General features: G+C 45.4%; 1 protein-coding gene. It reads left to right on the top strand.

Features of this window, described 5'->3' with window-relative positions; translation table 11 throughout:
• Nucleotides 1-210: host-nuclease inhibitor Gam family protein (locus tag HGH47_RS12325; protein ID WP_432912787.1), on the top strand; the 210-nt coding region annotated here is incomplete at its 5' end.
• Nucleotides 211-421 lie beyond the last annotated feature (211 nt).

Genomic DNA, 421 nt, shown 5'->3' with positions numbered 1-421 from the left:
GTCAAAAAGACAACACTTGAGCTTTTGAAAAAGCTCAAGCTGGTACGGTATATCCGCATCAAAGAAGAAATTGATAAGGATTTAATGGCGGAGATGACTGATGAATCCTTAGCGCAAGTTGATGCGGTGCGCAAAGTCAAAGACAGCTTTTTCTGCGAAGCAAACCGCGAACAGGTGAACAAAGAGCTGTTGAAAGAGCAGGTATCGTGAAAGAAGTAGGTTCATGGTAAGCACCGCCTTATATAGGGTTGAGCGCTTACCAAAAACCGCTTTATTGTAACAGGGAGCGATTATGGAAGCAAAAACATCGGTCATAGGCGCTGCACAGCGTAAATGGATACAGATACTCCACGTAGCAAAACGTGAATGCGCACTTAATGATGAGGCATACCGCACCCTGTTATATGGAGCGGCGGGGGTT

Source organism: Treponema sp. OMZ 805 (genome assembly GCF_050937395.1).
Lineage (GTDB): Bacteria > Spirochaetota > Spirochaetia > Treponematales > Treponemataceae > Treponema.
The sequence above is the reverse complement of the archived record's forward strand: the minus strand, read 5'-3'. Positions and strand labels throughout refer to the sequence as shown.